This window comes from Paenibacillus sp. NPDC101420, from assembly GCF_050277435.1.
Lineage (GTDB): Bacteria > Bacillota > Bacilli > Paenibacillales > Paenibacillaceae > Paenibacillus_AQ.
In genome coordinates, this window is sequence record NZ_JBNNSE010000003.1 from 196,097 (window position 1) to 220,674 (window position 24,578).

25 protein-coding genes are annotated in these 24,578 nt (G+C 42.9%); 17 read left to right on the forward strand and 8 right to left on the reverse strand.

Features of this window, described 5'->3' with window-relative positions; translation table 11 throughout:
- Positions 1-4: 4 nt before the first annotated feature.
- Entirely contained in the window at positions 5-433 is a 429-nt protein-coding gene (locus ACQKMP_RS16140; RefSeq protein ID WP_427469919.1) for a DUF2752 domain-containing protein, read from the reverse strand.
- Entirely contained in the window at positions 396-734 is a 339-nt protein-coding gene (locus ACQKMP_RS16145) for a DUF4234 domain-containing protein (protein ID WP_052404459.1), read from the reverse strand. Before ACQKMP_RS16145 ends, ACQKMP_RS16140 begins: the two co-directional genes overlap by 38 nt.
- 218 nt (positions 735-952) lie before the next feature.
- On the opposite strand from ACQKMP_RS16145, the gene ACQKMP_RS16150 reads away from it, so the two are divergent.
- Positions 953-1,294, forward strand: a complete 342-nt coding sequence (locus ACQKMP_RS16150; protein WP_042131582.1) for a zinc ribbon domain-containing protein YjdM — start codon at positions 953-955, stop codon at positions 1,292-1,294.
- A gap of 73 nt (positions 1,295-1,367) precedes the next feature.
- Here the strand turns inward: ACQKMP_RS16150 and ACQKMP_RS16155 are convergent, their stop codons facing one another.
- Both ACQKMP_RS16155 and ACQKMP_RS16160 read right to left on the reverse strand, forming a co-directional pair.
- Positions 1,368-3,023, reverse strand: coding sequence for a histidine kinase N-terminal 7TM domain-containing diguanylate cyclase (locus ACQKMP_RS16155; RefSeq protein WP_339248705.1), 1,656 nt, complete (start codon positions 3,021-3,023; stop codon positions 1,368-1,370).
- 48 nt (positions 3,024-3,071) lie between these two features.
- On the reverse strand, positions 3,072-4,793 hold the full coding sequence (locus ACQKMP_RS16160; protein WP_379424674.1) for a putative bifunctional diguanylate cyclase/phosphodiesterase: 1,722 nt from the start codon (positions 4,791-4,793) through the stop codon (positions 3,072-3,074).
- A 228-nt stretch (positions 4,794-5,021) separates the two neighbouring features.
- On the opposite strand from ACQKMP_RS16160, the gene ACQKMP_RS16165 reads away from it, so the two are divergent.
- The 9 genes from ACQKMP_RS16165 to hmpA all read left to right on the forward strand — a co-directional run bounded on the left by ACQKMP_RS16165 (position 5,022) and on the right by hmpA (position 13,218).
- Positions 5,022-6,080, forward strand: coding sequence for an LLM class flavin-dependent oxidoreductase (locus tag ACQKMP_RS16165; protein ID WP_427469922.1), 1,059 nt, complete (start codon positions 5,022-5,024; stop codon positions 6,078-6,080).
- A gap of 76 nt (positions 6,081-6,156) precedes the next feature.
- Positions 6,157-6,612 (forward strand): RidA family protein, encoded by a 456-nt coding sequence (locus ACQKMP_RS16170; protein ID WP_427469924.1) that lies wholly within the window; start codon positions 6,157-6,159, stop codon positions 6,610-6,612.
- A 153-nt stretch (positions 6,613-6,765) separates the two neighbouring features.
- Positions 6,766-7,800 (forward strand): stalk domain-containing protein, encoded by a 1,035-nt coding sequence (locus ACQKMP_RS16175; protein ID WP_076298025.1) that lies wholly within the window; start codon positions 6,766-6,768, stop codon positions 7,798-7,800.
- Between the two features lie 67 nt (positions 7,801-7,867).
- A complete protein-coding gene (locus tag ACQKMP_RS16180; protein WP_427470273.1) occupies positions 7,868-8,548 on the forward strand; it encodes a YdeI/OmpD-associated family protein in 681 nt (226 codons plus the stop codon).
- Between the two features lie 180 nt (positions 8,549-8,728).
- Positions 8,729-9,424: a response regulator transcription factor gene (locus ACQKMP_RS16185; RefSeq protein WP_042192843.1), complete on the forward strand. Its 696-nt coding sequence runs from the start codon at positions 8,729-8,731 to the stop codon at positions 9,422-9,424.
- A gap of 123 nt (positions 9,425-9,547) precedes the next feature.
- Positions 9,548-10,402 carry a M15 family metallopeptidase gene (locus ACQKMP_RS16190; RefSeq protein WP_427469927.1) on the forward strand — a complete coding sequence of 285 codons (855 nt, stop codon included), beginning with the start codon at positions 9,548-9,550 and terminating at the stop codon, positions 10,400-10,402.
- Positions 10,403-10,431: 29 nt separating this feature from the next.
- Entirely contained in the window at positions 10,432-10,923 is a 492-nt protein-coding gene (locus ACQKMP_RS16195) for a VanZ family protein (RefSeq protein ID WP_052404457.1), read from the forward strand.
- 45 nt (positions 10,924-10,968) lie between these two features.
- Positions 10,969-11,805, forward strand: coding sequence for a YitT family protein (locus tag ACQKMP_RS16200; RefSeq protein WP_042192837.1), 837 nt, complete (start codon positions 10,969-10,971; stop codon positions 11,803-11,805).
- Positions 11,806-12,012: 207 nt separating this feature from the next.
- A complete protein-coding gene (gene hmpA / locus ACQKMP_RS16205; RefSeq protein ID WP_427469929.1) occupies positions 12,013-13,218 on the forward strand; it encodes an NO-inducible flavohemoprotein in 1,206 nt (401 codons plus the stop codon).
- Positions 13,219-13,279: 61 nt separating this feature from the next.
- Here hmpA and ACQKMP_RS16210 read toward each other — a convergent pair whose 3' ends face one another.
- Positions 13,280-14,386, reverse strand: a complete 1,107-nt coding sequence (locus ACQKMP_RS16210; protein WP_042192833.1) for a PdaC/SigV domain-containing protein — start codon at positions 14,384-14,386, stop codon at positions 13,280-13,282.
- Between the two features lie 182 nt (positions 14,387-14,568).
- A complete protein-coding gene (locus tag ACQKMP_RS16215; RefSeq protein WP_042192831.1) occupies positions 14,569-15,426 on the reverse strand; it encodes a metallophosphoesterase in 858 nt (285 codons plus the stop codon).
- Positions 15,427-15,532: 106 nt separating this feature from the next.
- Between ACQKMP_RS16215 and ACQKMP_RS16220 the strand changes: the two genes are divergently transcribed.
- The 3 genes from ACQKMP_RS16220 (at position 15,533) to ACQKMP_RS16230 (ending at position 17,971) form a co-directional block, all read left to right on the forward strand.
- Positions 15,533-16,354 (forward strand): methyl-accepting chemotaxis protein, encoded by an 822-nt coding sequence (locus tag ACQKMP_RS16220; RefSeq protein WP_076284952.1) that lies wholly within the window; start codon positions 15,533-15,535, stop codon positions 16,352-16,354.
- A gap of 77 nt (positions 16,355-16,431) precedes the next feature.
- On the forward strand, positions 16,432-16,710 hold the full coding sequence (locus ACQKMP_RS16225; protein ID WP_076121620.1) for a hypothetical protein: 279 nt from the start codon (positions 16,432-16,434) through the stop codon (positions 16,708-16,710).
- 148 nt (positions 16,711-16,858) lie between these two features.
- Positions 16,859-17,971, forward strand: a complete 1,113-nt coding sequence (locus ACQKMP_RS16230; protein ID WP_339248702.1) for a nitric oxide synthase oxygenase — start codon at positions 16,859-16,861, stop codon at positions 17,969-17,971.
- Between the two features lie 58 nt (positions 17,972-18,029).
- Here the strand turns inward: ACQKMP_RS16230 and ACQKMP_RS16235 are convergent, their stop codons facing one another.
- A complete protein-coding gene (locus ACQKMP_RS16235) occupies positions 18,030-18,671 on the reverse strand; it encodes a TetR/AcrR family transcriptional regulator (RefSeq protein WP_081382675.1) in 642 nt (213 codons plus the stop codon).
- 188 nt (positions 18,672-18,859) lie between these two features.
- Here ACQKMP_RS16235 and ACQKMP_RS16240 point away from each other — a divergent pair, with 188 nt between their 5' ends.
- From ACQKMP_RS16240 to ACQKMP_RS16250, 3 genes are all read left to right on the forward strand, one after another.
- Positions 18,860-19,612: an SDR family NAD(P)-dependent oxidoreductase gene (locus ACQKMP_RS16240; protein ID WP_042192824.1), complete on the forward strand. Its 753-nt coding sequence runs from the start codon at positions 18,860-18,862 to the stop codon at positions 19,610-19,612.
- Positions 19,613-19,793: 181 nt separating this feature from the next.
- Positions 19,794-20,564 (forward strand): helix-turn-helix domain-containing protein, encoded by a 771-nt coding sequence (locus tag ACQKMP_RS16245; protein WP_427470275.1) that lies wholly within the window; start codon positions 19,794-19,796, stop codon positions 20,562-20,564.
- Positions 20,565-20,660: 96 nt separating this feature from the next.
- Positions 20,661-22,076, forward strand: a complete 1,416-nt coding sequence (locus ACQKMP_RS16250) for a hypothetical protein (RefSeq protein WP_427469933.1) — start codon at positions 20,661-20,663, stop codon at positions 22,074-22,076.
- A 58-nt stretch (positions 22,077-22,134) separates the two neighbouring features.
- Here the strand turns inward: ACQKMP_RS16250 and ACQKMP_RS16255 are convergent, their stop codons facing one another.
- On the reverse strand, positions 22,135-23,625 hold the full coding sequence (locus tag ACQKMP_RS16255; RefSeq protein WP_427469935.1) for a peptide MFS transporter: 1,491 nt from the start codon (positions 23,623-23,625) through the stop codon (positions 22,135-22,137).
- Positions 23,626-23,935: 310 nt separating this feature from the next.
- Between ACQKMP_RS16255 and ACQKMP_RS16260 the strand changes: the two genes are divergently transcribed.
- The gene (locus ACQKMP_RS16260) at positions 23,936-24,493 is read left to right on the forward strand and encodes a TetR/AcrR family transcriptional regulator (RefSeq protein ID WP_339243966.1); all 558 of its coding nucleotides are present in this window, start codon (positions 23,936-23,938) and stop codon (positions 24,491-24,493) included.
- Positions 24,494-24,578: the final 85 nt, after the last annotated feature.

The window sequence follows — 24,578 nt, forward strand, 5'->3', positions numbered from 1 at the left end:
GATGCTAACGAATTACTGTAGGGGCCAAGTAATCAAACATTGGAAAATTTCTCAGTACCCCAAATGTAACGGTTAGGATCAACATCACAGACATAATTCCATGGCTAAGTGGTTGGATACGTTTCTTTTCAGTAATTAAGTACAACATATACAGAGGCGCTAGAATAAATAGCAACGGGTTAAATCTAAACGCCTGAACGAGGTCGAACTTTAACAAGGATAGAATAACTCTTGTGACTCCACATCCCGGACAATAAAATCCAGTCCATTCATGAAATAGACAAGGTATACCTAGATTGGTTAAAGGCATCCATACAGTGAAATACAGTAAGCCAAGGAGACTTAAGGACACACTCCAAAATAGTTTAGGGTGTGTCCTTCTATGAATCGTAAAATTATACCAATTTGTTAACATCAGATTGCACCAAAGCATATGTGACAATACCAAAACTAAAGATTGTGAGGATCACGTACAGAGCTGAATTATCGGATACGAGATAGCCGCGTTGTCTTTGAGCTTCTGCAACATGTTTACCGATCTGGTAGGCCCAAACCAGGCTCCATATCCCGCAAGTAATCAATGTTAGAAGAAAATGCTTTCCTCCTGTGAATGTGTAGTCTCCACTTAGCTTTCCTACGTCATTTGTTAGAACAATAAACCAAAATATTCCGTATATTCCACATGTAATTAATGACAGTATAATGGAAAATGCGACACTCCTTTGACTAATCATTGTTCACTCTCCTATGTATTTATATGAAAATTTTACATTATTATCATAGACAATTGTGAAAATATATACAAGATAATATTTAGTAGTTTGTTTTTTAAGAAACGTGGAACAAGCTTACTATCTGGATATAGTGGATTCCTTCATGAATATGAAATATACTTTTAAAGATTAGCCGCAAGACAGCTAGAATTTGAACTACGATTGGAGAAAATGAAACAATGTCTAATTTACCGAACTGCCCGAAATGTAATTCTGAGTACACTTATGAAGATGGAAGTCTACTAGTCTGCCCGGAATGTGCACACGAGTGGACATTAGAATCAGAGTCTGAGAATAGTGAAGATCAAAAGGTTATCAAAGATGCCAATGGCAATGTATTAAACGACGGCGACTCAGTAACTGTAATCAAAGACCTTAAGGTAAAAGGAAGCTCATCTGTTCTGAAGATAGGTACCAAAGTCAAAAACATCCGTTTAGTGGACGGAGATCATGATATTGATTGCAAAATTGATGGGTTTGGAGCTATGAAATTAAAATCCGAATTTGTTAAAAAGATATAAAAGAAAGAATCAGCTTACCTTCGATAGAAGTAGAGCTGATTCTTTCTTTTTTTAGGTAATATTTAAAAGCGTGTCATCTTATGATTTCAACAATTTGGTTTCGTCCTGCATTTTTGGCTTGATATAAAGCTTTGTCCACAGATTCGAATAAATCATTAAGTTGATTGGTCGGGCTTTCTGCATACTGCTCTGCAAAATTATTAATGGACAGTAGTCCCATGCTTACAGTGATGGATACAGAATGAGTAACATCATCCACATGTACTTTATTGGCCTCTATCATGAATTTTATATGTTCTGCCCAGAGGTTTGCTTGTGTGTGATTCGTATTTGGTAAATAGACGATAAACTCTTCCCCGCCATAGCGTGCCAGAATATCCGTCTCCCTTAGCGATTGCTTAATGACCTCTACCGTGCTGCAAATTACAACATCGCCCACTAAATGGCCGTAATTGTCATTCACCGTTTTGAAAAAGTCGATATCCAGTAGAATGATGGCAAAAGGCTGCTTCAATATCATATTTTCTATGATCTCTTGTTCTAAGTACTGTGTTAAGTAATGACGGTTATAACAACCTGTTAAGCTGTCGGTTATAGCCATTTGCTTGAGTTTTTGGTTGGTCTGAGAAAGTTCATTCTGGATTGCAATTAATGCCAGATTACGCTCTTGCAGGATCTCGTTCTGCTGATTAGTCTCAGCAATGAGGCGATGCAGCTCGCTTCTATCCTGAAAGGTGAGAATCCGTCCAACCATGATCTCGCCTACGACAATGGGTTCCGCTGTAATATTGATGTATGCTTGGAGCGAGGTGTAGAATACTTCAACTTCGGTTCTCTCCATGGGCTGTTTAAGATATGTATGTTGAAACAATCGGAAAGCGCTGGCAGTCTGCTCCAGGGGTGTTAGCGCCGATAAGTCGAAGCGATCACCGATCTGTAGGTTGATTTTTGGCAAAAGCGATCGATTGATCTCTACCACAGTCTCGTTATCATCCAGTACAAGAATACCTAGTGTGAGTGTGTCAATGATATCCTGATGAGCGATGGTTACGAGATCAAATATTTTATCACGATGGATGGCAATGACGAAAAAGATGGCAGAGATTAGTATCCCCAGAGAGGTCATCCCCGGAATCACCGGCTGAGATTTAAACAGTACCACATTAAGAAAGACATCCAGTAATACAAATACAGTCAGCACCAGCACACCTTTGAGTACATGAGTAACCTGCTTTTTGATCCGCTGTGTGGCGTTCGATATAAGCGCTGAATAGATGATATACAGAGAAATAATAATGGTGCAGATCAAGAAGAGGATAAACAGCCAAAAAAGCGGACCATAAGATCTTTCAACATATCCACCATGCATAGGCAGTACAAAGCTTTGCTTTGGATTGACGATCACTCCTATTAAGATCAATGCTGCGACAATGTATAGGATCAGCGTTTTCTTTTTTCGGAGGAGATATGATTTTCCAGTGAGAAATATCGTAAAAAGAAGCCATCCAATCGTTAACAGTATCGAGTCAATAAAAGCTAGCTTCACATAAAACAATTGAACATCGGGATCCGCTGTAGTTTTGAGAGCAAATTGACAGAAGGGCCATAACATCATCGTGAAATGGAAAGTCAAGTAAACCTTATGTAAGTTAGTGATTGTTACAGTAACAAATATGTAGATGAATAGAACGAAAAGAACGAAGAATAATGATAAGTCAATCCATGTCATGACATTCAATTCGGTAACACCTTCTTATATAAAAAAATAGGTTCATCTTTATTCATTTAAGCTCGAAACCTTCTCCCACTCGGTTAGCAGCTCTTTTACGCTCTGTGCGGACTGTGGCTTACTGAACAAGTAACCTTGAATTTTATCGCAGCCTTGCTCCTGCAGGTAATCGAGTTGTACAGTTCGCTCCACACCTTCTGCAATAACACACATATTCATGCGTTTACCAATCATAATAATTTGTTCGACAAGAACGGCTTGATGTGTCCCTGTTCGAATGGAATCAATGAAGGACTTGTCTATTTTTAAAGTCGAGATCGGCATATGAGTAAGATAGCTTAAGGAGGAATAACCGGTACCAAAGTCATCCAAGGCAATTTTGATGTTGTGTGCTCTGAGTTCAGTCAGTTTACTGCTCACATATTCGTAAGATTCAACCAGAACACTCTCTGTAATCTCCAGCTCTAAGTATTCAGGATCTAGTCCGGAGGCTTGCAAGGTGTCTAGAACTAACTCATTGAAGTCGCTTTGCAGTAGCTGCAGCATTGAAATATTAACAGACATCGTCAGATGTGATAATCCTTGCTCATGAAGAGTTTTTAAAAAGGCACAGGCTGTTCTGAGCACCCACGCCCCGAGAGGAATGATGAGGTGGGAATCTTCTGCTATTTTGATAAACTTATCCGGAGGGACCATGCCTAGTATAGGGTTGTTCCAGCGCATAAGAGCCTCTAGTCCCGTCACCCTGTTCTGAGTCAGATCAATCTGGGGTTGATAGAATACCTCTAGCTCATTTTTTTCTAAAGCATTATACAACTGCTTCTCAATGTTCATTCGCTCAGTAAAGGTATCATTGAGCGGTTGATCAAAGACAATAATTTGACCCTTGCCAGCGTCTTTGGCTTTATACATAGCGATGTCTGCGCATTTAAGGAGTTCCATAATATTACTTCCATGTTCGGGGTGAGCACTGATTCCGATGCTTAGGCTAACATGTAGCAGACTGTCATCCATCTCAATCGCATCTTTAAAACCGGCAATAATGTGAGAGGCTACACTAGTTATACACTGACTGTTCTCAATAGAATATAAAAGAACGATGAACTCATCCCCGGCGAAACGATACACTTCCCCACTACTCCCAACCAGGGACACCAATCTCTCACTAACCTTAACAATTAGCCGGTCACCAAATTCATGGCCCATCGTATCATTTACATATTTGAAGTAATCAATGTCGATGAACATTAAGGCTGCAATATTATTCAGTTCCAAAATGTGAGGTCCATTCTCATAAAAAGCTAATTTGTTGGGCAAGCCGGTTAATAGATCATGATACGCCAGGTAATGCATCCTTTCTTCATTCATGGCTAGCTTCTCTTGATTCTCAATGAGCTGATCATATTGCTGTCTGAGCTCTTCTTCCGTAGCTGTGATTTCCTCATAGGCGGCCTCTAGATTTTCGTGGGCGCTCACCCTATCCCTATAGGCAAGATCCAGTTTCTTTTCGATCCTTTTAATCCGTTTCAGAGTACCTAGAATTAATGCAAAGATAAGCAAAGCTGTTATGAGGATAAAGAACCAGCCTTTAATTATATTAATAAGTCTTATCCACTCCGGATCTCGCGTAAAAGTGGAAACGGCCTTATCTGTTAAAGGGATCCATAAGCACCCAACAATAAAATATATTACGGCGATTTTTAAGGAGCCCCGAACAGGATTGAAGGTTTGTTTGGATATGGAATTTTTGTGTTTATTTCTTTGAAGCATATGTCCCTCCTATATCAAGCATGAGATGCATGAGAGCTACTTGTTTTAGATCATTTCAACATATTTCATCAAAATCCTCTATTTGTCAGTGATGTTCTGCAAATTTTAAGAATGAGTTTTTGGACAAGCTGGAGCTAGGCATTAATACCTAGCTCTGCTTGAACGTAACTTGTGTTATAATCAAACAAACAACTCGAAGAGAAAATTATAGTTAAGGGGGAATCGTAAGTGGAAATAGGTATCAGTACGTTCGTAGAAACAACACCGGATGTTCAATCGTGGGAGTTAATAAGTCATGCACAGCGATTGCGCGAGGTAGTAGAGGAGATTGTTCTTGCAGATAAGGTGGGCTTAGATATATTCGGTGTGGGTGAGCATCATCGAAAGGATTATGCCGCATCTTCTCCAGCAGTTTTGCTGGCTGCGGCTGCCTCACAGACGACACGAATTCGGCTGACCAGTGCGGTAACCGTACTGTCCTCTGCTGATCCAGTACGTGTATTTCAGGATTTTGCAACACTTGACGGAATCTCAAATGGACGGGCAGAAATCATGGCAGGGCGGGGTTCTTTTATCGAATCTTTCCCGCTCTTTGGATACGATTTAAATGACTACGATGAGTTATTCGATGAGAAGCTGGACCTGTTGTTAAAAATAACGGCATCCGAAAAAGTAACCTGGAGTGGAAATCACCGACCAGCCATTAATAATCTGGGGATTTATCCGCGCCCCGTTCAGAATCCTTTGCCCGTATGGATTGGCAGTGGAGGCAATACGGAATCTGTGATTCGCGCTGGCCTGCTCGGGCTACCACTTGTGCTCGCGATTATTGGCGGAAGTCCGTTGCAATTTGCTCCACTGGTGAAGCTCTATAAGAAAGCGGCGGCCCAAGCAGGACATGATGTGTCGAAGCTTCCGGTTGCCTCACACTCGCACGGCTTTATTGCAGAGGATAATCAGCTTGCGGCCGATATGTTCTTTCCCTCTACGCAGGCTAGCATGAATGTGATTGGTCGTGAGCGTGGCTGGGGTCATTATAGTCGTGCGAGCTTTGATGCGGCACGTAGATTTGAAGGTGCCTTGTATGTAGGAGATCCAGACACTGTTGCTGAGAAGATTATTCACCTACGCAAACACGTAGGAATTACACGCTTTATGCTGCATGTACCGCTAGGTACGATGCCTCATAAGGATGTAATGAGAGCCATTGAGCTATTGGGTACTGAAGTAGCGCCAATTGTTCGAGCTGAGATATCGAGATGGGAAGCAGAGGTCGAAGCAAAATAGGATTGACCCTTTCTGGATTAATCAGTATAATCTTACCAATTTATTGAGGTTGTACTGATTGGAGGAGGGGACTGAAGTGGCGGATCGAATCATAGCGGATAGACTTGAGGGATTAGGTATTGTCCTACCTAGTGCTAGTGAACCGGCGGCAAAATATGCTAACTACGTTATTGTTAATGGATTATGTTTTGTATCGGGAAAAGGACCTGCCGGGCATCCCAAAGGCAAGCTGGGACAAGACTTCACCACCGAAGAAGGCTATCATTTTTCACGTCAGACTGGTATAGAGATCCTTGCCGTCCTTGAGTCTGCTTTAGGCTCCTTGGATAAAGTGAAGAGAGTGGTCAAAATTCAAGGATTTGTGAATGCAGATCCCTTATTCGAAGAGCATCATAAAGTGCTCAATGGCTGTTCGGATTTAATGCTGGAGGTATTCGGGGACAAGGGCAGTCATGCTCGTTCGGTATTGGGCGCTGTTTCTGTAAGGGATAATCTTCCGATCATTATTGATTCTATTTTTGAAGTGGATTAAAAAGAGGGCTGTGGCACCGAAGGGTGACCGCAGTCCTCTTTTTTATATGGTTTGACCTGTAGCTAGACAGCAACCCCAATAATTGTAACAGAACTAATTACCCTTTTTTTAGTAATAATAATTGAACATATTAATCAACGAGGTGACGACATCATGAGGATTCATAAGAAAGCCACACTACTTGTACTACTTACATCTATACTCTATACAGCTCCAGCCCATGCGGCGGTGATGCCTCAGAATCAGGTTACAGGCGTTTTTCTGGATGATCGGCAGCTTGTATTAGAGGTTCAGCCCTTGCTCATAAACGGTACAACTCTTATTCCCATGCGCAAGCTGTTTGAAGAACAGGGAGCAAAGATTTCATGGAACAACGATACCAAAACAGTGAAGGCCACTAAGGGAACGCTGGTGCTGACTTATCAAATAGGAGATTTAACCGCGAACAAAAATGGACAAGCCTTAAGCTTAACCGTTCCGGGTCAGGTTGTCGGTGGTAATACGATGATGCCGCTGCGTTTTGTCAGCGAGGCTCTAGGCAGCACCGTGAAGTGGGAGGCTAACACTCGGACCGTCCGCATCTATTCAGCGCTGAATTACGATACAACGATTCGTTATGGGGTTAACCTGCGCAGTTCGCCGAATTCATCGGATCAATCAGGTGTCCAGCAAATGTTGTCCGTAGGCGATAAAGTCCATATCGTTAGAGAAGTGGATGCTTTGTGGTTAGAAGTGCGAACGCAAGACAACAAGACGGGGTACATATCTGCTAAACCGAAATATAGCGATTATACTAGTGAGTCGCTCGCTGAGAAGCAGGGAAGTGCGTTGCTTGCTTACGGAGAAAAGTATCTGGGAACCCCTTATGAATTCGGTGCTGCAACGAACCAGACGTCTACCTTTGACTGTTCTTCTTTCGTAGGGCATTTATTTGAGAACGTGTTGTCGGTGGATCTGCCACGCGCCTCTTATAATCAAGCCAAAGAAGGGAAGGAAGTTGGGATCAACGAACTGCGTAAAGGAGACCTACTGTTCTTTAGTGCACGTGGTCTCGACATTGGTCATGTTGCCATGTATGCGGGAAATAATCAGATATTGCATACGTATTCTAAGGAGCAAGGCGTCCATTATGAAGCCCTGAGTGAGAAGTGGAAGAAGCGTTTTGTGACGGCCCGTAGAATGTTTTAGATTGGGTAGCGTTTAGGCTATAATGATCACGATGAAGAAGCATCCGAATACATTTGGGGGATGAAGCATAGTGACTAAAACCATCGTAGAAAAGCTGAACTTGCAAAAATACAACCAAGTAGCGATATTGAGTAAACCAGAAGGCTCCGATTATTTAGCGGAATTGACGGATTATGATACTTCGCTAAATGGGGCGTATGATCTTATATTTGCCTTTGTACTAGACATGGCGTCGTTACAGGAACTAGTGAACCGTGTGATTGAGCAACAGCATCTTCATAAGAATGGCTATCTCTTTGTGGCGTATCCTAAAAAGGGAAACAAAGTGTATCCGACCTATATTCATCGTGACGACTTACTAGAGGGTCTGGGCAGTGATGAGAAGGGCTACATCGGGACAAGCAATATTAAATTTGCACGCATGGTAGGTGTGGATGATGTCTTTACAGTTGTGGGGTTGAAAGAGGACGCTAAGGGGAAAGGTCAGCTTTCCAATACCCCTAGTCAATCTGTGGATGACTATATTTCTTTCATTCCAAACGTGGAGCAAGATCTGAAAGATACGTCGGATTTGCTTGCGATCTATGAATCGCTTACCCCGGGATACCGCAAAGACTGGGCTCGATATGTCTATAGTGCCAAACAAGAGGCAACAAGAGCTAAGCGTAAAGAGGAAATGAAGATGATTCTACAGGCTGGTTATAAGAGCCGTGAGCTGTATCGGCAAGCCAGTAGTACTGAACTCTAACTAGACCTTTCTTCATCAAAAAGATTATTTAAAGACATAAAGACGGTAAAAAAATATTACAACAGTTCTATTTATTCATCATAGATTTCAGCAAAACCACTTCATCCTAGGAGTGGTTTTTAAGTTTGGGGTATAATGGATGTAGATCATATAGCACAAACCTACAGGGGTGAAATATAGATGAAGCGCATTACGATTTTAATTGCGGATGATGAGGCGGAGATTGCGGATCTGGTGGCTTTGCATTTGCAAAAAGAAGGGTATCATATCATTAAAGTATCCGATGGGCGGGCAGCGGTGCAAGCTATTGAGTCCCAAACGATAGATTTGGCGATTCTGGATATTATGATGCCAGGGCTGGATGGCTATGAGGTAACCCGTCACATTCGGGAGCAGCATCATCTGCCGATTATTTTTTTAAGCGCGAAGACTTCTGATCTGGACAAGATCACGGGACTTGTCATGGGCGCAGATGATTATATGACCAAACCGTTCAATCCAATGGAGTTAGTCGCTCGCGTTAATTCTCAACTTCGGCGCTCTATACAATTCAGTCAGCCCGCAGCTGTTCTTAAGTCGGTCCTTGAAGTTGGTGGGTTGACGATTTCACCAGATGAACATACCGTCACTCTTTACGGCGAGGTAATAGACCTAACTCCGAAAGAGTTTGATATTCTGCATTTATTGGCGAGCCATCCTAAGCAGGTGTTTAGCGCGGAGAGTATCTTCCAGCAGGTATGGGGAGAAGCTTATTATGAGAGTGGCAACACGGTCATGGTGCATATCCGTACCTTGCGCAAAAAGCTTGGTGAAGACATCAATAAGAACAAATTTATTAAGACAATCTGGGGTGTAGGATATACCTTTACTGGGTAAGGCTGCTGAGTTCTTATACATTTTAAGAAAAACTTTATAATTGTCCTGCTTTTCTTTAAAGTGTCTTCGTTATTCTATTCCTATCAAGCATAAACGTCTTAAGGAAATGGGAGGACATTACGGATGAAAAAGTGGTTTTTTTTGGTGATCGTTGTGTTATTTCTTGGTTACGCAGCCGCTCGTTATTTACCGGATACGGGTAATTTAGCTGATAAGAATGATAAGATCCAGAAGGGATCGATTAGAGATAGCGATAGTTTAAAGGTGGTTACGCAAGATCAGGTATATCAAGGGGATTTATTGCTGGTGAACAAACAATATCCGGTACATGAGGACAGCGTGAAGTCTGATATTGTGACCTTATTTGATCAGAAGGATCTGGTTCAGGGCTATGGATTACTAGATACCTCGATTCGGTTGTCTGAAAGTGTAGCACATAAATTCAATAAGATGATCAAGGCCGCTGAGAAGGATGGCGTGAATCATTTTTTAATTAGCAGTGGATACAGGGACTTTGAGGAGCAAGAGCAATTGTATGAGGAAAAAGGTTCAGACTATGCTCTTCCAGCGCAATATAGCGAACATAATTTAGGATTATCGCTGGACATCGGATCGTCTCAATCGGAAATGAGCAAAGCACCTGAAGGCAAATGGTTGGAAAAGAATGCGTGGAAATACGGCTTTATTCTACGCTATCCGAAAGACAAAACGGAGATTACGGGGATTAAATATGAACCTTGGCACTTCCGTTATGTCGGCTTGCCGCACAGTGCGATCATTTATGAGAAGGGAATTGTGCTGGAACAATATTTAGATCTTTTGAAGGAGAATAGTGAAATTTCAACGGTTGTAGACGGCAAAACATATACGGTGAACTATTATCCAGTATCAGGATATACAAGTATTAAGATTCCAAAGGAAGGGCAATATAAAACGTCGGGCGATAATATGGATGGCGTAATTGTCACTACATTTTGATGAGTACGAAGCCTAAGAGCGAGTCTACTATGACATTATTGCTGGCAGCCGTATTTATTGTCTATATGTATTTCTTGATCCGAATTATCGTATTTAAAGGCGCACCTTTTAGCTTGCAATCACTTTGGGAACAGGCAGGGCGTATGCTCGAGCATCCCGACAGAATTTTTAAGCGACAGGGCAACTATGTACCCTTTAAAGAGATCTCGCGGGGGATAGAGCATCTGTCACTTTCAGATCCTTTTTCATCACTTAATTTAGTGGGCAATCTTCTTGCGTTTATTCCGTTTGGAGTCTTTGTTCCAATGCTGTTGTCGCAAAAAGTAAGGTTATTTCAAAAGGTCTTCATGCTCTCTTTTGCGCTGAGTCTGAGCTTTGAAGTTACACAATTAGTATTGTATATCGGCACCTTTGACGTGGATGATCTGATCTTAAACACTTGCGGTGGGGTAGTCGGTTACGCCATATATAGAATGCTGGTTTCTTCTGGATTGTTTACAACTATATCGAAGCGGTGTTAGTATTTGTGGATGGTAGATATAGACAGAGGATAGAAGGGGCATGGTATGAAAAAGCGTATTTCGGATATTGTTTCCATCATTGTAGGAGCATTACTGTTTTCCTTGGCCGTTAACTTGTTTGTGATTCCGAACGAGTTCGGTGAAGGCGGGGTAACGGGACTGACTATGATTACATACTATTTGTATCAGTGGTCACCAGGTATTGTTAGCTTAATTCTTAATGCTTTATTATTGATTGTGGGTTATAAATTTCTGGACAAAACGACGACAGTATACACGATTATTGCGGTGTTTTTTAACTCGTTATTCCTGATTCTTACGAAGAATTGGCATATCGCCAGCGATGAGTTGATCATCAATGCAATATTTGGAGGCATCTTGTCTGGTGTGGGTATCGGAATGATCATACGTGTGGGTGGAACGACCGCAGGGTCAACCATTATCGCCAGAATCCTGCATAAATTTTTGGATTGGAACGTTAGCTACGCTCTTCTCCTAGTCGATTTAGTTGTGGTATTTGCTTCGTATTTCATCATTGGTGTTCAAAGTCTAATGTTTACGATTGTGATGCTCTATGTAGCGACTAAGGTGATGGACTTCATTATTGAGGGAGTGAATCCTAAGAAGGCTGTTACGATTGTATCCAAGGAGCAGGACAAAATTGCTGAACAAGTTAATGGAATCATGGATAGAGGGGTCACAGTCATTTATGGCCGAGGGTATTATACTAAAGAACCCAAAGAGCTGCTCTATATTGTCATTAGCAAACAGGAAGTAACCATGCTTAAGAAAATCGTAAGATCGATTGATAAAGAGGCTTTTATCGCCATTCACGATGTAAGAGATGTGTTCGGAGAAGGCTTTGTGGAGCTGGCAAAATAAGAGTGAAAGTGCTGTCCGGTAGCTACCTGAGCTGCTTGGGCGGCTTTTTTTTTGGATTGGGCATTCGAATGTGATGGATATCATTGCATTTTCCGTTTGTTCACATTTTATTAAATTTTAAAGTGATTCAGCGCACACTCGCTCATTTGCAGCTTCTATATGCTTTTTATAGAGGCATTATCTAATTGCAGGAGAGAGGGTATTCATATGTTAGATCAACAAACGATTGCTATTATAAAATCAACAGTTCCTGTATTACAGGTTCATGGAACAACCATTACTACGACGTTCTATGGCATGTTATTTGAAAACCATCCAGAGCTATTAAATATATTTAATCATGCCAATCAGCGGCAAGGCAGACAGCAGACAGCGCTTGCTAACGCAGTCCTAGCAGCGGCTATGAATATTGATCAACTAGGGAATATCTTACCGGTGGTAAAACAGATTGCAGAGAAGCATCGAGCACTGGGTGTATTACCTGAGCATTATCCGATCGTGGGTGAGACGTTGTTAGCTGCGATTGGACAAGTGCTTGGCGATGCGGCAACACCGGAAATTATAGATGCATGGGCCAAAGCCTATGGTGTAATCGCAGATGCTTTCATTGGTGTGGAAGCAGAAAAGTATCGTGAAGCTGCGGAAGCTCCGGGGGGCTGGAGTGGATTCAGAAACTTTGTCGTCACTTGGAAGGTTAGTGAAAGTGAGCTTATTACTTCCTTTTACCTGTCTCCTGAGGATGGAGGGGCGATCTCTTCTTATTTCCCGGGTCAGTACATCACGGTTCGTATTCAGCCCGAGGGGGAAGAATATTCCCATATTCGCCACTACAGTTTGTCCAGTGCTCCGGGACAGGCGTATTACCGTATCACTGTTAAACGGGAAGGTGAAGGGATAGATAGACCTGCGGGCGTCGTATCCGCTTATCTGCATGATTTCGTCCAAGTGGGCTCTATATTAGAAGTGGGCTCTCCAGCGGGCGATTTCGTACTGGATCAGCGTAGTGACACTCCGGTGGTTCTAATCAGTGGGGGTGTGGGCTTAACCCCAATGGTAAGTATGCTGGAGACAATAATTGCTGCACAGCCAGAACGCGAGGTAACTTATATTCACGCAGCCATCAATGGAAGTTTGCATGCTATGAAAGATAGGGTGGCAGATTTAGCACAATCTCATTCTTCTCTTCGGTCCTATGTATGTTATGAATCTCCAGGAGAAGGCGACAAGTACAATAGATCTGGTTATATTGATCTTTCTTGGCTTCAAGAAATAGCAGATGTGAACTCTGAATTCTATTTCTGTGGGCCGACCCCATTTATGAAGGTCATATATAAGGCGCTCAAGGAATGGCGGGTACCTGATGACAGAATTCATTTTGAATTTTTTGGACCTGCCGGCAGTTTAGAAGAATAATATAGATAACAAAAAGCGCCTTAGCCGATTGGCTGAAGCGCTTTTTGTTTTGCGTTAGTGTTTATTTGAAAGAAGCAAATGGATCGGTGCCTTTAGGCAGTATTGAGCTGAAATTAAAGGTGTAGGTAGGAATTCCAGCTGCATAAGGTGCGATTTCATATTGTTGATAGAAGATAGCTAAGCCACTTTCACTGACGTAGAAGGCTGGTTTATCTGTGAGTCCACCAGTTGACTCCGGAAAAGCAATATCCTTGGTGCTTTCCTTCAACATTTTATCTAGTTTTTGTTTGTAATTTGGTTCTGCCTTTAGCAGGTCTTTAAGCTCTATCTTCTTACCATCCTTCAGCGAGAAGGTATGTCCCTCGCGCATGGTACCGCCGTGTGCTCCACCGCTGTAACCATATTGATCGACTACAATACTAAGTACGCCTTCACGGTTAAAGGTGACAACATAAGTTTGAGAGTAGTCATATTTATTCTCTATTGTACCATCTCTGCGGCTAGCCTCTTTTTCGCTTTCTGATGCGAATAGTTCAGCCTCTTTTTTGAAGGCAGCATTAATCGTGTTTTGTACTTCATCTGTCAGACCGCTGATCTTTGGATATTGTACTTTAATACTAGCATTCTTATTGCTCTTGTCTAAGGTAACAGAGGTGATCTTGATGTCATTCATCACCTTTTTGCTAAGTTCAAGCGATTTCTGGGCTGGATTATATACGCCTTGAACACCTAAATAATCATTTAACAGTTTGAAAGGAACATATAAGCGGTCGTTGATCATCTTCACTTCATGATTTCCGGTCATGCTATAAATGTAATATCCGTTCAAATCGGTACTGACGCCATAGTCAGAGACCTCCATGTTAAGCTTCACCGAGTCACTACTTACACTGTAAGTCTTTGTGGTTGAATTGTATTGAATAGCAAGGCCGAAGGCATCACGCAATACAGTTAAAGGGATCATCGTATTTCCGTCTACGATTTTTCCTTGCTGCGTTAAGACTTGGCCTTTATATTTAAGCACCACAGAAGGCTGCTGAACGGCTTGTGTGACTGTTTTTGTACCAGTAGTTGCAGCTAGAACAGAATTCCCTCCGATGAGTCCAGTACCTCCAAGTAATACTCCAGCTGCTAATACAGCAGACGTCCATTTCACAGTTTTGTTCATGATTTAATTTCTCCTCTCCAATGATGGGCTTATGTAGTTCATTATGATTTTTGATGTTATCTATCACTCCTACAATTATACCTAGGCCCCAAATAGATTTGATTACAAACACGGTTACAGTGTTGTTGCATAGACGTGCAAAAGGTATATACTTTTTAACCATTTATTAATTTTTGACACAATCATGAGGACTTTAAAGTAATTTCGGTAAGCTCGGGACGACAATTAAAACGTATAGGCATACGAGTCACTCCAATTCCGCGTGTGGTGTAGACCTGGAGTCGACTATCTGGGAGCTGGTATAATCCGCTTGAATATTTACTGCCGTGAGGCGGGGTATACAAGGCACCTACAAATGGGAGACGCACCTGTCCTCCGTGACTATGGCCGGACAATTGCAGATCTATGGGAAGATCACTGTATTCATCGGCAAAATCAGGCTCGTGTGCAAGGAGTAGAGTACATGCCTTATCAGGGATATGGCGTAGCGCCTGATGAATATCTGCTTTGCCGACCCACGGATCATCCACTCCAGCTAGATAAAGCGCCTCCGCATCTTTTTTTAAGACAATATGTTCATTATGAAGTACGTGGAAGCCAGATTGCGCTAACCCTTTCGTCACAGCTTTCCTAGTACCAAAAGCATCGTGGTTACCTAACACAGCATATTGTCCAAACGGTGCCCGCAACTGTGAACAGATGTCCACAGCCTCAGAAATATAATCGACAGAATGATCTAGTAGATCTCCGGTGAAGCAGATCAGATCTGGACTTACATGTTGAATTTGCTGTACTAACTCTGTTAAGGCTTCGGACTTCGTATATACGCCTAAGTGTAAATCACTGAAATGAACGATACGAAATCTATCGAATGCTGGAGGGAGTAGAGGAAGCTTTATATCTATATGTTTAACTTCAAGCCAGTAGGGCTCAACCCAGTGTGAATAAATGCCGGTCGCACTAGCGGTTCCAAGCAGCCCGAGCGACACTTGAGCACTTTTCTTCAAAAATTGGCGTCTGCTAATAGGTTTAGTATTCATGAATCCATCCTACGTTAGAATTGTTACTTTAATATGACAATATTCATTATGTCACCCATTGTGTCGATAAACTTACATATACATTTACTTAATGGGAGATGAACAGATGAGTATTATCGATGCCTTAGTCCTCGCAGCACCTTATTTCAAAAAGATTCACTCGCAGGATATTATGATTGGAATCACGGACAGGGAGATCTTCCATTATTACGCACCAAGTAAAGTTATTGATCTCGGATTGGTTAAGGGTAACCCTATCCCTCCTGAAGATCTGTCGCTTTCAAATGGACTGAAAGGTATAGCAAGCTCTAACCGAATCCCAGCAGAAATTTATGGAGCTCCTGTAATCTCAACATGTGTACCTATCTACGGAACGGATGATGATGTAATCGGGGTTTTTGCCATTGCCTATACACTAGAGAACGAGAATAAGCTTGAAGGATTCACAGATGAGATTAATGAGATAAGCAGTCATCTAATGGAGATGGTGCAGAGCGTAGCTGCCCAATCTCAGGAGTTATCAGCTACTTCGCAGCAAATATTAGATAATACGCGTAGAGCCGTAACGGAATCACAAGAAGTGAATAAGGTTGCCGGCTTCATTCGTGAGATTTCTGAGCAGACCAACCTGCTTGGGCTGAATGCGGCAATCGAAGCCGCGCGTGTAGGAGAGCAAGGGGCAGGTTTTGGGGTGGTTGCTACTGAAGTGCGCAAACTGTCCGTTAACACTAAAGAAGCAACCCATAATATTGAAAAATCACTGAGTGATGTTCAAAAGTCCATTAAGCAAATGGAGCAAGAAATTGAAGCGATCTCCGCTTCTTCACACGCACAAGCAGAACTGGTCACCGAATTCAGCGGGGTAATTGAGCGCTTGAATAAGGCCAGCAAAGAAATGACTACTTTCATGCAATCCATCATCCAGTAGGTGTATGCATAAAGTTACTTATCCTAAACCATGCTAGAAGAGAACAGGCGCATTTCAGAAGGGAGCGAATTTCATTTATGAAACAACCCGATTCCAGTCTGCAAGCGAACGACAATGTAACTCAAGCCAAAAATGCTTTAGGCAAGCTTCATTTCTCTGTCTCTCAGGCGCTTAGTCATCCAACAGAACAGACTTTGGCACAGGCTGAGAACCGTTTGGCGCATACCGAACAGGCGGTAGAACAAGCTCAGGCCTCATTAGGCCCCCAAGGTGTGGAGTTGGCTGAAGAACTGCTGGCCGAGGATAAGAGCAGGCTTGCTGCATTGAAGACGCAAGGGAAACGTTCAGAACGCTAGATGTTCCTGCTACAACCCGTGAAGCGAATAAGCTTCACGGGTTGTTCTCATGTGCTATTCCCCTAAGGATGTAGCTTAGGAGTGTGGGTGGTATACTGGAACGAGAGTTCTAGCATGGCTTAGATGGAGGATAAAGGATATGAATGGCATGCACATCGAAGAGTTAACCCGGCAGGCGGAGGCTTTCATTCGGCATTGTTATGCTGAACTTGATAAGACTGAAGCTGAGATGGATCAACGCATCCAAGCCGTACGAGAAGAAATTAATCAATCCGGGAGTTACACACATACAAGGGAAGAGCTGGCTCATGGGGCGAGAATGGCTTGGCGAAATAATAGCCGCTGCATTGGCCGCCTCTTTTGGCAATCCATTGAGCTGATGGATGAACGTCTGGCAGAGACCGAGGAGGATATTGCTGAAGCTTTGCTGCGACATCTGGAAAAGGCGAATAATGGAGGACGTATTCGTCCACTTATCACGGTCTTCCGCAGCGGGGAAGCTCCTGATCGGAGAATCCGGATTTGGAACCATCAATTGATTCGTTACGCGGGATATCCTGGTGATGCTGAACATGAACGCGCTGGTGATCCGGCATCGGATGAATTTACGAAAGTGTGCCAACAACTAGGCTGGCAGGGAACAAGGGGCAATTATGATGTATTGCCGCTAGTGATCAGCATAGGTAATGGGCACCCCCATGTATTTCCTATTCCTCAACACCTCATTCAAGAGGTGCCGTTAACACATCCCGAAATTGAACGTTTTGCAGAGCTTCAACTTCGCTGGTATTCTGTGCCGATCATTTCGGACATGCAGTTGGAAATTGGCGGGATTGTATACCCCGCGGCTCCTTTTAACGGCTGGTACATGGAGACCGAAATTGGCTCACGTAACTTAGGGGATACTGGACGATATAACACTTTGCCGGCTGTAGCTGATCTGATGGGACTTGACCGCTCCAGTAACACAACGCTTTGGAAGGATCGGGTGCTTCTTGAGTTGAATCGTGCAGTACTGCATTCCTTTAAGCAAGCTGGGGTCAGTATCGTTGATCACCATACAGCAGCCGATCAATTTGTGAGATTTCAAGAGCAGGAGCAGGGACATGGACGTCAGGTTTCGGGACGCTGGTCATGGCTGATCCCCCCTATGTCTCCGTCGTCTACACCGATTTGGCATGACAGTAAACTGAAAGAATATGATTACAGCCCTCGTTTCCTTTATCAGCGATCACCTGTGGCCACCTGTCCTTTTCACTAGCAATCCAATTTATGATCAAAAAAGCGCCAAGTTCCCCTCATAAGGAAACTGGCGCTTTTTAGGCTTTTAAATGCTCTAGAAAGATTTGTTTAAGAAGCTCAAGCTGCTTGTCGGAGTCTAAATCCGATTCTAGCAGGAGGATGTTCTCTTTCATCGTTAGCTTTCTGGAAAAGAGAGCAAAGCTGTTCATCAGCGTGATTAAGGTCTCTTTCACAGGGAGATCGGCGCGAATAGAACCGTCTTCTACCCCATTTTGAATGATCCTGGAGTACTCATGCCAAATCTTACGGTTTAATGCATTGAAATCCAGAACGTCCTCAACAGGCTCATTTAAGTGAGAGGCGTAGCTTTCAAAATTGACCATAAAAATAATGCTTAAATGATTTTGATCCTGAATAAAGAAATCAAATAACATCTCGATCTTTTCGAGACAGGTAAGTGGCAAGTCAGCTACATGCTTAAAGTAATCGAGCATTGGCTCTAGCATTCGGGTGGCCACCGCCACGATGAGCTTTTCTTTTCTGGGAAAATATCGAAACAGCGTCGCAATCCCTATATTTGCTTCGCTTGCGACATCCTGCATCGTCGACTTTTCAATCCCTTTTTGCGAAAATATTCGTTCTGCGGATTCAAGAATCGTATATAATCGCTGCTGTTTACCGTCAGATCGTTCTTTTTCATAGCGTGCTTTAGGATTCATGAGGGATAGACCCTTCCATTTTATAATTAGGTTCTTTAATTATTAGTATTATATCCACCGTTTATTGGATTAAGCAAGGAGAGGTTGTAGTTATTTCGTAAAAATGATATGATTAATATCACAGTGATAGTGTTACTATCATCACTCGAATTATTATATCACAATACGATTATAGAGGAGACTTAATTATGAATCGTCTAACTAATAAAGTAGCAATTATTACAGGTGCAGGCAGCGGCATGGGTCGTGAAGAAGCCCTTTTATTGTCCAAAGAAGGTGCTACAGTTGTAGCAACTGATATTAACGAAGCTGCTGTACAAGCAGTTGTAAAAGAAATCGAAGCCAATGGTGGAAAAGCCGCAGCTTATGCACATAATGTAGCTTCCGAAGAAGACTGGATCAAAGTTGTAGAAGATGTGATTAGCAAATTTGGAAAAATCGACATCCTGGTGAATAACGCAGGGATCTCGTTCCCAGTTCAATTGCTTGAATCCACTGTTGATCAATGGAACAAAGTAATGAACATTAATGTAAGCAGCGTATTCCTTGGGATGAAACATGTTGTTCCTCAAATGAAGAACAATAAAGGTGGTTCCATCGTCAATATCTCCTCCATCGCAGGTTTGACTGGCAGCAGCGGTGCCGGCGCTTATACAGCTTCTAAAGGTGCCGTTCGTATGCTGAGTAAAGCAGCAGCTGTAGACTTTGGTAAAGATAACATTCGCGTGAACTCTGTTCACCCAGGATTTATCGAAACTCCAATGAGTGCTGAATTTGTAAATGATGAAAGAATGCATAGTTTCTTTATGTCCCAGACTGCATTGCCACGCGTTGGACGTGCTTCTGAAGTAGCTGAAGCTGTATTGTTCCTAGCTTCTGACGAAGCTTCTTATATTACGGGTGTTGAGCTGCCAGTTGATGGCGGAGTCGTGGCTAAATAATAAATTTCTAAATAGGAAACACTAAGAAAGCCGTCTCATGCGTAGATGTTATCTATGCGTGGGGCGGCTTTTTGCGTTCTAGGCGTCTCGATAAGCACTCAAGTAACGCTTGATATACAAAATTAATAGTAATAGATACACTGAAACCATCATAAATGAGGAGGAGATTTCAGTGTTCGATATGTTAAAGGTAGGTAAGAATATCGCTGATTTAAGAAAGCAGACAGGGATGACTCAGATGGGGCTTGCCGATCAACTAGGCATTAGTTATCAGGCGGTTAGTAATTGGGAACGAGGAGAGACTATGCCGGATGTTTCTAAGCTTCCCCAGCTGGCCGAAATTTTTAATGTGAGCATTGATGCAATCCTTGAAAAGAGCAAATCGACACAGATAGTAGTAAATGTACTCGAAAATACCACAGAACAATTTTTAACTCAAAATGAGCTTTCAGTAGCCGAAATTTCCGAAGTTGCGCCCATTCTTCTTACGGAACATGTGAACGAGGTATTTGAATATGTGAAGGATCCAGTATCGATACAAGATCTGCTATCCATCGCTCCATTTATAAGCGAAGAAGTACTAGATGAGTGCGCAAAAGTTGCCTTTGAGCGAGAAGGAATTCATGCGCTGTTGTCTATTGCTCCGTTTATAAGCGATGAGATGCTGGATGAGTGTGCAAGAAGTACCTTTGAGCGAGAAGGCATTAACGCATTATTATCTATTGCTCCTTTTATAAGTGATGAGATGCTGGATGAGTGTGCAAGAAGTACCTTTGAACGAGAAGGCATTAACGCATTATTGTCTATTGCTCCTTTTATAAGTGACGAGGTACTAGATGAGTGTGCTAGAAGAGCTTTTGAACAAGAAGGGATAAAAGCCCTCGTGTCTATCGCACCATTTATTAGTGACGAGGTGATGGATGGATTAGCAAAAGCGTCTCTTTCTATTTAAATCATAAATATTTAAGCGCCCATTTCTACCGAACATTAGCCTACATCCCTGCATAACATATAGCACTTGTAAGCAGGAGAAGGGTGTGATTCAGAGATGGGCATCCAATTAACAGCGCTCCATTATGTATATCTGGCATTCATCGTGTTCATTATGGCACTTCTGATTAAGCGGCGGGATACAACGATGATCTGTATTGCAGGCATCTTTGTATTAGGCTGGCTCGCGACAGAAACGATTAGTGGTTCGGTCACAGGTGTATTCAACTCTTTTGTATATGCAACCAAGGAGCTAATGGGTACGATTATGATTATTTCGATCATTGTAGCCATGAGCCGAGTATTAACCCGTACCGGAATTAACGAGACGATGGTTGCCCCGCTTACCCGTTTTTTACGTACACCGTTTATAGCCTTTTGGGGTATTGGCCTCATTATGATGGTGACATCATGGTTCTTCTGGCCTTCGCCCGCAGTCGCTCTGGTCGGGGTGGTGCTGCTGCCCGTTGCTATTCGCGTGGGGTTGCCTGCACTTGGAGCAGCAATGGCAATGAATCTATTCGGTCATGGGATTGCGCTGTCGGGTGATTATATCATTCAAGGTGCACCCAAATTAACGGCAGATGCGGCAGGACTTCCGGTAAGCAGTGTCATGGAAGCGAGTATTCCGCTTGTTATAGTGATGGGTGTAGTCACTACGGTAACAGCTTATTGGATGATGCGACGAGATCAGAAGAACGGTACTTGGAGAGACGGACTTATTTCCGGGAAAAATGCCGCGAATGCGCTAGCTGCAGACAGTGACGCGGTCGAGGGTCAAGCGGTGATTCCTCCCACACTGAAGAAATGGCTGGCGATCATTATCCCACTCCTGTTTCTAGCTGATGTAGCAGGCATGTTTCTGCTCGATTTACAAGGTGGAGATGCAACTGCCTTAGTTGGTGGGACTGCTGTATTTATCTTGGTTGTGGTAACATTGCTCGCACATCGTAATAAAGGACTGGAGCAGGTCACCTCATATCTGATTGATGGACTTACGTTTGGTTTCAAAGTATTCGGTCCAGTGATTCCGATTGCTGCATTCTTCTATCTGGGGGATTCGGCCTTTGCTGAATTGTTCGGTAAAGTCCTACCCGCCGCATCTCATGGTATTGTAAATGATCTAGGCGTTGCTCTGGCGCATAATGTACCTCTAAACGGTGCTGTAGGTGCTGTGACTGCTACCATAACAGGAGCCATTACGGGCCTTGATGGTTCGGGGTTCTCAGGGATCTCACTTGCGGGGTCCATCGGAAAATTGTTCGCTGTTGCCACACATTCCGATGCGGCTACTTTAACTGCACTCGGTCAGGTATCTGCCATTTGGGTTGGTGGAGGGACGTTAATCCCATGGGCATTGATTCCAGCCGCCGCCATCTGCGGCGTAAGTCCATTTGAGCTCGCTAGACGCAATGTTAAACCGGTGCTGATTGGGCTGATAGTTACAACAATTGTTGCTATGTTTCTGGTGTAGACCTAGCTAATGATGCAACAAACAGGCTGCCGAGAGTATTCCCGGCAGCCCTTTATGTTTATCGTATACCCTTCATAAAACTCTGAATCTTAGAAGAGAACAGGAAGAGAATTACCGCGAGCACAATGGCAGCTCCACCGATGACTCCGAAGTACAGCATTTCGGTATCCGGGGTATAGAACTTTACAATCTGAGCATTGATAGCTTGCGCGGCAGCATTGGACAAGAACCACATGCTCATCATCTGAGCAGTAAAAGCCGCTGGCGCGAGCTTGGTCGTTGCCGAGAGGCCAACAGGTGACAAGCATAGCTCCCCAATGACGACGATAAAGTAACTGAGAACCAGCCATAATGGATTCACCAGTGAATTGGCTCCACCGAAGTAAGCCGGCACCAGGATGACTAGGAAGGACAGACCGGCAAACAATAAACCAAGCGAGAATTTTTGAGGAATCGTTGGTTGACGGTTACCGAGCTTTAACCAAATCCATGCAAATGCGGGTGCAAGGGCGATAATAAATAGTGGGTTAAGCGACTGGAACCAGGCTGGAGAAATGTGTATACCTGCAAAATCCAACTGGGTGCGCTTATCCGCAAAGCTCGCTAGAACCGTTGCAGTTTGTTCCTGGATCGCCCAGAACATAATCGAAGCGATAAATAAAGGGATGTACGCGAGAATCCGTGATCGCTCTACGGCTGTTGTTTTGGGACTGCGGTACATCACAATAAAGTACATCGTAGGAATAAGTAGTCCTAGCACTCCTACGATCTTAATGAAAGTCTCAAAGGTAAGTGCTCCAGTAAAAATGCCGACCGTAACTAATACAGCAAGCACAACTAGTCCAATACCAATCCAAGTAAACAATTTTTTCTTTTGTTCGGCTGGAATCGGGTTGCGTACAATTGTACCTGCTAGACCCAGATTTTTGGTGCGAGTCACAATGTAAACAACTAATCCAATAAACATGCCCACCGCGGCAATCGAGAAACCGAGATGGAAATTATTCATACCTATAGCGCCTACAATCAGCGGAGAGATGAATCCGCCGAGATTAATACCCATATAAAAAATGCTGAAAGCAGCGTCGCGGCGGTTATCTTGTTCGCTGTAAATTTCACCTACAATACTTGATACATTAGGCTTAAGAAGTCCGGTTCCAAGCACGATCATAATCATCGAAGCAAAGAATAGTGTGGCATTGCCCGGTATGGCCAGTAAAATATGCCCGAACATAATTAATACGCCACCGTAAAATACAGCCTTTGAAGTCCCGAAAATCCGATCCGCAAGCCATCCACCTATAATTCCAGACATATATACGAGTGATCCGTAGATAGACATAATCGAAAGGGCCATATCTTCTGGAAATCCAAGCCCCCCTTTGCTTACTTCATAATACATGTAGTAAACAAGGATCGCTCTCATGCCATAATAGGAAAAGCGTTCCCAAAATTCAGTGAAGAAGAGTGTGAATAGTCCCTTTGGATGGCCGAAAAATCCGGTTTGAGGGACACTATCTACAATTTTTTGCCTGTCTGTTGCTGACATGAATCAAATCCTCCTAGATGCTAGTTGCTCTTTTCATGAAGTTAATACAACACTAGATTACCTTAATATTTATAATACCCTCATGAGGAAAATCACAACCTTTTGACGAGAAGGTTCTGAATAATGTCATATTTTTTAGTAATATTTCCAGTGGAAATAGGGAAATAACTTTTACTGTATTTTCTGTACGGATGAAAGTTGTTAAAAATTATAGTTGATTTTAAGTTGCATTATTTAGGAGATGAGCATATACTCTAATCAAGAAAGTGATTGATCAATAACCTAATGGATTAGGTTGCGTAAGGAGATTATGATGACAACAGAATCTAGTTCCGGTCGCAAGAAAGCGGATGAATCGGTTTCCGTAAACCGCCGAGAACAAATCTTGGAGGCAGCGGTTGTTGTATTCGCCGAGAATGGCTACTACCGAGCTACGACAGCACAGGTTGCGGAAAAGGTAGGTATTTCTCAGCCCTATGTGTTTAAGGTGTTCAAGAATAAAGAAGAATTGTTTGTTGCTTCCTTAGAGCGGGCTTTTGAACGGATTATTCGTTCGTTTCAAGGAGTAGAGGGCACAGCAGATCAAGTGTTAAAGGAAAGCATTAAAGTATACGAGTTGTTGATGGAGACACATCCGAATGAGATTATTTTGCAAGTTCAGGGGTTAGGGATTCGCGATGAAGTCATCCGTGAAACGATGCAAAAAGGAATGCTTGAGATCACCAACCTTGTGCACGAGAAGTTTGTCGCCGCTGGGATCGAGCAGCCTGAAGTAGAGGTAAGTACCTTTATGGCCAATGGTATGCTCTGTAATATTTCTTTGGCTCTTGGAATGCCAGAGTTGAAGCCGAAACACCGGAAAGAGTAGTAGACATGAAATTCATTCTAACATCTAAGAGCTCAGGCTCTTAGATTTATGATCGTTAGTTAGTGATTAATCAATAACAATAATA